Source organism: Nostoc flagelliforme FACHB-838 (assembly GCF_014698065.1).
GTDB classification, from domain to species: Bacteria; Cyanobacteriota; Cyanobacteriia; order Cyanobacteriales; family Nostocaceae; genus Nostoc; species Nostoc flagelliforme_B.
The window spans coordinates 1-8,718 of sequence record NZ_JACJSI010000245.1 but is presented as its reverse complement, the minus strand read 5'-3'; the positions used below and the strand labels follow the sequence as shown (position 1 = coordinate 8,718).

Annotated in this window: 8 protein-coding genes and 1 pseudogene; 1 reads left to right on the top strand and 8 read right to left on the bottom strand. The window is 39.5% G+C overall.

All coding sequences use genetic code 11. From position 1 onward, the window contains the following. The 5 genes and pseudogenes from H6G97_RS39225 to H6G97_RS39205 all read right to left on the bottom strand — a co-directional run. Nucleotides 1–217: pseudogene (locus tag H6G97_RS39225) on the bottom strand (transposase); the annotation flags it as partial. A 120-nt stretch (nucleotides 218–337) separates the two neighbouring features. Continuing rightward, complete coding sequence (locus H6G97_RS39220) at nucleotides 338–883, bottom strand: pentapeptide repeat-containing protein (protein ID WP_190946050.1); 546 nt, start codon at nucleotides 881–883, stop codon at nucleotides 338–340. Between the two features lie 453 nt (nucleotides 884–1,336). After that, the gene (locus H6G97_RS39215; RefSeq protein WP_242055868.1) at nucleotides 1,337–1,939 is read right to left on the bottom strand and encodes a hypothetical protein; all 603 of its coding nucleotides are present in this window, start codon (nucleotides 1,937–1,939) and stop codon (nucleotides 1,337–1,339) included. Between the two features lie 222 nt (nucleotides 1,940–2,161). Then, the gene (locus tag H6G97_RS39210) at nucleotides 2,162–2,947 is read right to left on the bottom strand and encodes a hypothetical protein (protein WP_190946049.1); all 786 of its coding nucleotides are present in this window, start codon (nucleotides 2,945–2,947) and stop codon (nucleotides 2,162–2,164) included. 126 nt (nucleotides 2,948–3,073) lie between these two features. Beyond that, complete coding sequence (locus tag H6G97_RS39205; protein WP_190946048.1) at nucleotides 3,074–3,343, bottom strand: DUF2171 domain-containing protein; 270 nt, start codon at nucleotides 3,341–3,343, stop codon at nucleotides 3,074–3,076. 390 nt (nucleotides 3,344–3,733) lie between these two features. Here H6G97_RS39205 and H6G97_RS39200 point away from each other — a divergent pair, with 390 nt between their 5' ends. Next, nucleotides 3,734–3,943, top strand: coding sequence for a hypothetical protein (locus H6G97_RS39200; RefSeq protein ID WP_190946047.1), 210 nt, complete (start codon nucleotides 3,734–3,736; stop codon nucleotides 3,941–3,943). A 503-nt stretch (nucleotides 3,944–4,446) separates the two neighbouring features. Here H6G97_RS39200 and H6G97_RS39195 read toward each other — a convergent pair. The 3 genes from H6G97_RS39195 to H6G97_RS39185 all read right to left on the bottom strand — a co-directional run bounded on the left by H6G97_RS39195 (nucleotide 4,447) and on the right by H6G97_RS39185 (nucleotide 8,601). After that, complete coding sequence (locus H6G97_RS39195; protein ID WP_190946046.1) at nucleotides 4,447–6,042, bottom strand: mechanosensitive ion channel family protein; 1,596 nt, start codon at nucleotides 6,040–6,042, stop codon at nucleotides 4,447–4,449. Nucleotides 6,043–6,201: 159 nt separating this feature from the next. Continuing rightward, a complete protein-coding gene (xylB, locus tag H6G97_RS39190; RefSeq protein WP_190946045.1) occupies nucleotides 6,202–7,659 on the bottom strand; it encodes a xylulokinase in 1,458 nt (485 codons plus the stop codon). 78 nt (nucleotides 7,660–7,737) lie between these two features. Then, the gene (locus H6G97_RS39185) at nucleotides 7,738–8,601 is read right to left on the bottom strand and encodes an RNaseH domain-containing protein (RefSeq protein WP_338421941.1); all 864 of its coding nucleotides are present in this window, start codon (nucleotides 8,599–8,601) and stop codon (nucleotides 7,738–7,740) included. Nucleotides 8,602–8,718: the final 117 nt, after the last annotated feature.

Genomic DNA, 8,718 nt, shown 5'->3' with positions numbered 1-8,718 from the left:
GATTGCTAAATGTTCTCTTAAATTTACACCACTTATTTGCCCTAACCCTTTGCTCTGCTGGTAGCCAGACTCCATGATTACTTCTAATTGACACCACATAGCCTAAGTTATATTCATCAATTTTTCTAATGAATTGGCTACTTTCACCATATAAACCATCAGCCAGTACTAATTCAATATTGAACCCTGATTCCATTAATTCTGTAATTATCTCTGCTCAAACCCTGAAGACGACTTGCTTTTTCCGGTGACAGGTGTTTTGCTCAAATAATGTGGGAGGGTTTCTCAAAAACTTTGTGATTTCCTCTTCATCTATTTACTCAGCCTTTAACAGAACTTAGGTTGCTAAATTGTTGTCGCCACCCTCTAAAATAGTCCCCTCTAAATTGGCATCTTCTAGATTCGCTCCGGTGAGATTGCTTCTTTCTAATGCAGCTTGATGCAGATTTGCCTGATGCAAATCCGCGATCGCTAAATCTGCCCCGCTCAAATCTGCTGCTTCCAAATTAGCTTCACTCAAATCAGCTTCACGGATGTCAGCGTGACTAAGAATCGCCTGCTCCAAGTTAGCAGCTTTAAGATTAGCCTGATTTAAAACGGCTTCATCAAGAATTGCACCTTCTAATATTGCATTATCAAGAATTGCATTACTCAAATTGGCTTTGCTTAAATTAGCTCCTGTTAAATCTGCACCATTGAGGGTAGCCCCGCTTAAGTCAGCCCGACTGAGATTTGCCTGTTGTAAGTTTGCTTCATCCAGCATCGCTCCATGTAGGATTGCACCACTAAGATTAATGTTTTCTAAAACTGCGCCCCTCAAGTCAGCGACACTAAAGTCTCTCTCTCCTGTGGCATACAGTTGCCTGAGTTCTTCTACGTTCATCGGCTAACATCCCGTTTTTGTTCAAATAAAAGACTTGAGTTTTTTGTTATAATTATGAATTACTGAAAATACTTCGATGTCTTCTCCTGTCGGAAAGCTATGCGTTAGCGAGTCACGTCACAAGCTAACTTTTTACTGCTCAAATCAATCAGTTTATATTTCGTCCTGTATAGCGATTTATAGACGTATCTGTGCAATGGCTATTTACAAACTACATAATTAGCGATCGCTAAAGCCTACATATTCTTAGTTAATAATATATCTACTATGAAAACCTCAATCCAAATAGTTAATTTTAATTGTACTTAAATAAGAAGTAAGTTAATTTAAAATGTAAGTAACGATACATAATAACTTTAAAAACAAGATTTTGAAGAAATAGCCGCAGCACAAAGTAATATCATTAAGTTTCACAAATAATGATATTGAAGTCAGTACGGATACTAGCTGATTTTAAAAGTCATCAATCGTAAAAGGAATTATAGATGGTGAAAATATTTTCAGTGATGGATAAAATTCTAACCTCGCTGCATAATCATCTGTTTGTGATACTTCCAGTTCAATTGTTTGCTGCTCTTTTTCATCAAAAAGCAACTGGATTTGATAATTTGTCCAGAATTGTTCACCTAGTTCATCTTCTAAATCAAAAATCTGTTCTTCATCACCCCATATATTCGACCAAAGAACTATCTTATTAGCCCGGAAATGATTTCGGCCTGTTGTATCTGCAATTACAAAATATGCTTCGACATTTAAATCAAATCCCAAATCATCGACCTCTGCCTCTGGTATTTGACAGCTAACCACTATTAAGGTGTCTGGGTTAACGTTTACTACCTGATCTTGGCGCTTTAATAATTCTTGAAGTACAAAACCAGGCAACAACTGAGAACTCTCTTCAAGGGCTTTTTTCTGAGTTTCTGGCGAGTAGCGAGTTTTTAATTCTTGCGTAACTAAACTTAAAATTTCTTCACTGGCTAAATTGACAACTATCTTTTGATCTGTGGGATTAAGGAAACATCCTTGATTAAGCTCAATGGGTTTTTGAATTGACATAGTTATCTAAAATCTTTTTAATGTGAGCAAAGTATTTACAAATTGAGCTAAAACCAAGGCAAAGAACAAACATCGCCTCAGCTTCATTTAGTAGGGTTTTATGTTTTACCTAATAATCAAGCATAGTCTTATGTTGATCTATTTGGGCAAAAACTAGACTACTTTTTTTAGCTAAGGTATTGATTTATGGCAATTTATAAAAACTGTCAGATATTTAATTTGCTAGTTTATTTTTGCTGAAGTGTCCCTAATGTCTCTATGCCATCGTCCATCTTTACCCTGTCCAGGTATTTCATTGATTCCTAAAGTTTTTCTCAAAGCTAAATACGATTTACCTTCTTCTGTAATATGAAAATAGTTTTTTAAATCTCCCTTCCCATCTTGTTGAACTTTTCCAATCCCTTTATCCAGAAAATTATTTATAAATCCCATTGCTCGAAGATGCTTCAGTTCCCTTGCTAAATCATTGTCAAATTCAAAGTTAAATTCTTCTTGGGAATCAAGCTTAATCAAATGTCGAAGCTCATTGCCATCAATCAGATATCTAACTAGAAATTGCAATGTTGCTGATTGTTGCTCCTGAAGCAAGTCAATTCGCCTTTGTTGTCTATTTAGTTCGGCGATTTGCTCATCTTGCAATTTATTGATATCATCCCGAACTTCTTGCTTGAGTCTCCTGAGTGCAATTCCCGTCCCTGAAATTGAGATATCATCTATACTATCTAGCAGACCTGAGTTAAACAGCAAAATTAAACTAAATATAATAACTTCTGTATTCCCAATTCTACGGTTTTCTTGAGGAGTTGGGGTAGGAGAAAGTACGATAAAAAGTAAATATAATAATCCTGTAATAGATGCTATCTTTAGAAACCACCAGTTCATAGTTGGCTTAGGCTTTTCTTTGGGTAAGCTAGCCTTGGAGTTTAGTGGTGACAACGGCTGTTTTGAACCGCGCTCAGATTGGTCAAAAGCTAGTTTTTTGAGCGCTTCTAGCTCTTTATTAGCCATTTGGGTTAGTTGGTGGGATAGGGGACAGAAGATACTGATTGCAGGGAGTGTGATCTATATGCTAGATGAGAAAGCGCCACCTTGGTCAAAGATGGTGCAGCGCTATCCACTCAACAACTAAAAATTTTAAACACCACTAGGCTGCTCACTGAGCAATTCTTCTATCACTTCATTCACTGTTTTTTTCAAATAAACCGCTCGTTCATCTACTGCCCTTACCCACTCAATAGGAAACCAGTGGTGTTGCCCATCAGGAGCATTATTCTTCGTCAATTTGATATACTTGCCTTCCTCCACAGAGTCTATATTTCCAATATGCGTGTCAGATGCTCCTGATAACCCGCCTGGGCCTTCTGCATAAACTGGGAGATGTTCTTTAATCTGTGATACGTCCATTTTGTACCTATTAATTCAATTGGTAAAATGTAAAACCTAAATCCTACAGAGTCGTTTTTATTGTAAGCAGATAAGTTTTTATTCAATTATATTAGAGAATACTTTGCACTCTTAACGATATGCTTCAACCTACAGACAGATGGTATTGCACCGAAATAAGTAATTTACAGCAGATTTCAAGGAAGGTGAAGTACACAACGATACGTCTGTCAGTAGAGCAAAAAGTTTTACGATGCCTTATGCGTATGATAAATAGCGTTTTTTGGGAAATTTACAAAAGGTGATTGCTAGGGATAAATCATAGATTTAATTTAAACCTCAAGATAGGGGAATAGGATATTAAATAAATTTAAAATCGGGTGTATTCCCTCACTAATTAAGGATAAACTTATGCCAAGCGGTCATGCCAGCCATAAAAGCGGTTCGATCAAACACACCCATGATAATGGACAGATTGATACTGCTACCGACGTGACAGTAGACCCGCAGGATATTCTTCCTGAAGCTGCGGGCTACCCATTCGATGCTCAAGGAACTGTGGTTAATCCTGCTGCTACAGAACGACCACAAGAAGCACAAGACGAGCATGAAAAGGATTAAGCGTTATTGGGGCGTTAGTTTGTGTTAGTTATCACAATCTTTTTTTAAAGGAGATTCAAACTTTTGAAAGGTTTCTGCACCCCGATGTGAGCGCTAGCATTGCAACTATTAAGTTTGATATTATCTTTTGACTTATTAGCCCCCGACCGTTCGGGGGATTTTTCTTAGTAGGCAATCAGGTGTATAACTATTAAATGAATTCTAAGAGGATGTTTGAAAAGTCCTCTTGTTGGTAGCAAAACGTTATAGATTCCCCTAAATCCCCCTTAAAAAGGGGGACTTTGATTCCGGTTCCCCCCTTTTTAAGGGGGGTTAGGGGGGATCAACAAGTGCCTAAAATCACAGCTAACTACTTTTCAAACAACCTCTAAGCCTAATGCAACAACATCAGATAGATTTTGTTAATCATTGGCTATCATTTGATGTCAACTGTTGCAGCATAACCCTTTTAATTTATCAGCACAGGCAGCAATGTTTCATTTACATTAGATTGGCTCTATGTGTTACTCATTGTTTGATAATCGTTTAACCATCTGCATTAAAGCTAATTGCATTTCTGGCGTAAATTCCAACGTACCAGAACGCATGTGTAAATCTAACTGAGCAAAAGGAATTTCAATTTGTCTTTGCTGTAATATTTCGTAAATATTGTAGTATAAATCACTTTTGAGCAAAAATTGTTTATTAGGTTCCGCAGTCCAAACTAATAACTCAAAATTTAAGGTGTTGTTGCCGAACTCTTTAAACAGTACTAGAGGAGAAGGAGTCTGCAAGACATTGGGATGCTTTGAGGCTGCCTCTAACAGAGCATCTTGCACGGTTTTGGGATCTGAACTATAAGCAACGCCAACGGGGAGATGAAGGCGAGAAATTGGGTTGCGGTGGCTCCAGTTGATTACTTCTTTTTCCAAGAAGCGAGAGTTAGGTACAATGATGGAAACGTGGTCAAGAGTACGAATCTCGGTACTTCTGGCACCTATTCGCTCGACAGTACCTGTATATTCTCCAACTTCCACAAAATCTCCAATTTGAATCGGACGCTCAAATACTAGTACTAAACCACTGCCAAAATTCTTAGCAATATCCTGTAAACCAAAGCCAATTCCAACGCTTAAAGCACTTGCTAAGATTGTCAAAGAGCTAATGTCAAGCCCCCAGATTTGTAGCAGTACCAGTGTGCCAATAAAAATCAGACCATATTTAAAAAGTATTACAATTGCTTCTTGAGCGCCACGATTGATTCCAGTTAAATAGAGAATACGAGAACGTAAAAAATTGGTTATAGTTCCAGCAAAGATAACTAAGCCGAACAACAAACCAATCAAAATTATTAATTCGGTAAGAGAGTAAGGATTCTTGCCTAATGTCAGAATAGGTGAGGTGAAACTGGTGATTAGGATATTTGAAATTTGGTAACTCCATTGACGAGTGAAAGGAAAGAGATTAGTGATGTAAAGAATCGCACTTATCCAAAGTCCGATACGCATACTCGCCAACACTAATTTAAAAAATAATTCCAATACTTTAAGTGGTTCCGAATTAGGTATCGCATTGCTATTAGTAGTTAAGCGTTGTGATACTACTCGAAAAAAGTGATGCCTAATCCATCCCAATAGCCAACTCAATCCGGCAGTTATAAGTAAAATTGCTACTGCTACAAAAGTTGTTTGTTGGAGATATGTTCTAGTTCGCTCTAAGTTAGCTTGCTGTAACGCTTCTTCAATTTGTTGTGCCCAAATCTTTGCCTGCTCATCAACTGTGCTACCTGGAACAGTATCTTGTTCCGTCACTGTTAATAGATAGCGGTCATTTAGCAAAATAGTAGGTAGCTGGTTACGTTTTTCAATTTTAACTTGAATAGATTCAGAAGTTTGAATCGCATTCTTTAGCTGTGAATTGATTAAATTTGTCCGTTCTTGAGCGCTATACTGCCCAGAATCGCTGATCTGAAAAATCTGTTGCCCATCCAAAATTACCGGAGCTTTTGTTAATGCTTGAGCAACTACAGGAGTTAACCATAAAAATAAAATAAAAGTTACTCCTGAAATGAATATATTGAAATATTTTAACGGCAGTCGCAAACGGTAAGAATAAAACATTAATATTCTAATAAGATAAATTTACTTTAGCTAATTAATATTAACTAAATTTGGGTATACCCATTTGTTACCTGAAACAAAATCAAGAAATAGACTTTAATTTAAAGTTACATATTTCAGTACTAAAAAATATCCTGAGTGCCTCAGATGTTAACACTGTTACTTTTTATAGTCCAGCTTCTTTGAAAGTCGTGGATAAAGGGATTGATATCGTATCCAAGCCTCTTCTAGGGCTGAATCAATTGATTGGGGAGTTGCAGCAAGCGTTGGTGTGGCTGCCAGTTTGCTTGCGTCATTAGCATCTGCATATACACCAATGCCTATACCCGCCAGTAAAGCAGCACCACGCGCGGAAACAGCAGCAACTGTACTTGTATAGAGGGGTATTTTCAATACATCACTCAGTAATTGTTTCCAAGGCATTTCTACGGTTCCACCGCCTGCTAAACGCAGTTGTGTTGCTTTAAAACCTGTTGCCTCAAGTGCTTCAAAACCTTGTCGCAAGGAAAAAGCAACTCCCTCTAAAGCCGATCGCATCAGGTGTGCCTGTGTGTGATGAAGTCCAAGCCCCACCCATGCCCCACGTACATAAGGATCAAGGTGTGGAGTTCGCTCACCCGTGAGGTATGGCAAAAATGTCAACCCTTCACATCCTGGAGGAACAGAAAACGCTTTAGTATAGACTTGCTCCCAACTCAAGCCGAGGATACCTCGCGCCCACTCAAGCGCTAATCCGGCATTTTGCATTGCAGCAAGAGTGTACCACCCGTTAGGTACGGCAGCTCGATATAGATGTGTACGACCATGAGGATCGAGAATTGGTTGAGAGCGAGGTGTAATGATTTGAGCGCCTGTGCCTATGGTTAGTTGAACCAAACCAGGCTCTAGTAGTCCGTTACCAAGTGCTGCTGCTGCTGTATCCGCAGCACCAGCGATCGCTCTTAAGCCAACTCTTAAGCCAAGATGTTCTGAAGCACTAGCCGTTAAGTAACCTGCGATCGCACTAGAGGGGATAATTTTTGGCAACCAATCCCAACGCAGATTTAGGGCTGAAATTGCATCCCATGCCCAGTTGTCTGACACAACATCGTAAAGCAAAGTACCACTAGCGTCAGATGGTTCGGTTGCAACTTCTCCAGTCAACCGTAACCGTAGCCAATCTTTTGGCTGAAGTGCCCAACGCGCTTGGGCGTAGATGGTAGGCTCATGTTCTCGTAGCCACAGCAAAGTTGAGCCAGCCATTCCAGCTGTAATCGGGTTGCCCAATCGCTCTAGAATAGCGGCATCAAGCGAATGATAAGTGTTAAGCGTGGCACTAGAGCGAGTATCTGCCCAGAGGATAGCAGAACGCAGTGGCTCACCCGACTCATCTGTTAGAACAACACCATGCATCTGTCCTGAAAATGCGATCGCCTGTACCCGATCAGCGTGATTTCCTACCGCCTTCCTAACAGATGAGGCAACAGCTAACCACCAATCCCTTGGCTCTGACTCAGCCCATCCGGGGTGAGGTGCATGAACTGGATATGAGCTTGATGCTTCACCGATAGCGGTTCCGTCTGTCGCTAGGAGCAATGCCTTAGCAGAGCCTGTTCCTAAATCTATGCCAAGTAGCATTAGGCTAATCCTCAAATACTTAAAAGTCTATCTGTATAGACAAAAGCAATATGTATAATTTGCTCATAGATGAGAAATTCAAACTTCTACACCAAGAATACATAAGTGATCTTTGATTAGTTGTTTGCCTAAATGCATTGGATATGGTAAATGAATATTACCCATAGACCATGCTGGTGAGATTCGTAAGTAGTGCGGCACTCGGCAAATTGATTTTACGCTTTCTTCTGTTTTTTGGAAATCTGAACGAATGAAGAAGGGAAGCATTTCTAACATCTGCTGGTGCTTGAATGGAATATTTACACCGTATTCGTCATTTTGAGAATCGAGCATATAGAGTTCGCGTGCTGTTGGTGTATCTTGAGCTTTTTGTGTTTTCGGTAATTTTCCAATAGAGAAGTAATGGAGCAACTCAGGTACAGAAGTATCGTAAAAACCACTTAAGCGAATTAAATCTCGTGCTGGAGAATTTTCATTCCAAGCTTGTCGATTGGTGATGTATTGAGTTGTCTCGTTGCCAGTTCGGAAGCGAATTACTCCCAGCAGGTTCCTAAGTTGGTTATGGTCACGAGGATATACACAAGTATGACCGGGAACGTGTTGGAAGTCTAAGATATCCCGTTTTGCAAGAAGATATTCATTTTTTAGCTGGAACCAAGCTTGACCTCCGTTTTCTTCACCACGTTCATTACGCCATACATCGGCTTCGATTAAGACAAGGGTAGGTTTTTCGCTTACTTGTGTTAGTACATCCGCCGCAAACTTTGCAAGCTCTATTCCCTTTAACTGAACTGTTTTGTAATTGCGATCGCACCGTACCCGTGAGAAAATTTGTCCCAGGGCAATCCCCGCTTGTGCATAAGGAATCCAATTGTTGCGCTCAGGGAATAACACATCAACTGCACCAGTTGCCCTTAGACGAACAGCTAAGGCATAGTGAATATAACGGTCGGTTCGCTCATTTCACAAACAGAATAGCCAAATAACAGCCTGAAAGTGTAGTCTGCAAAGGTGTTCACTAATAATTGAGGCGGCTAGATAACAGTTGCAAAACACTAC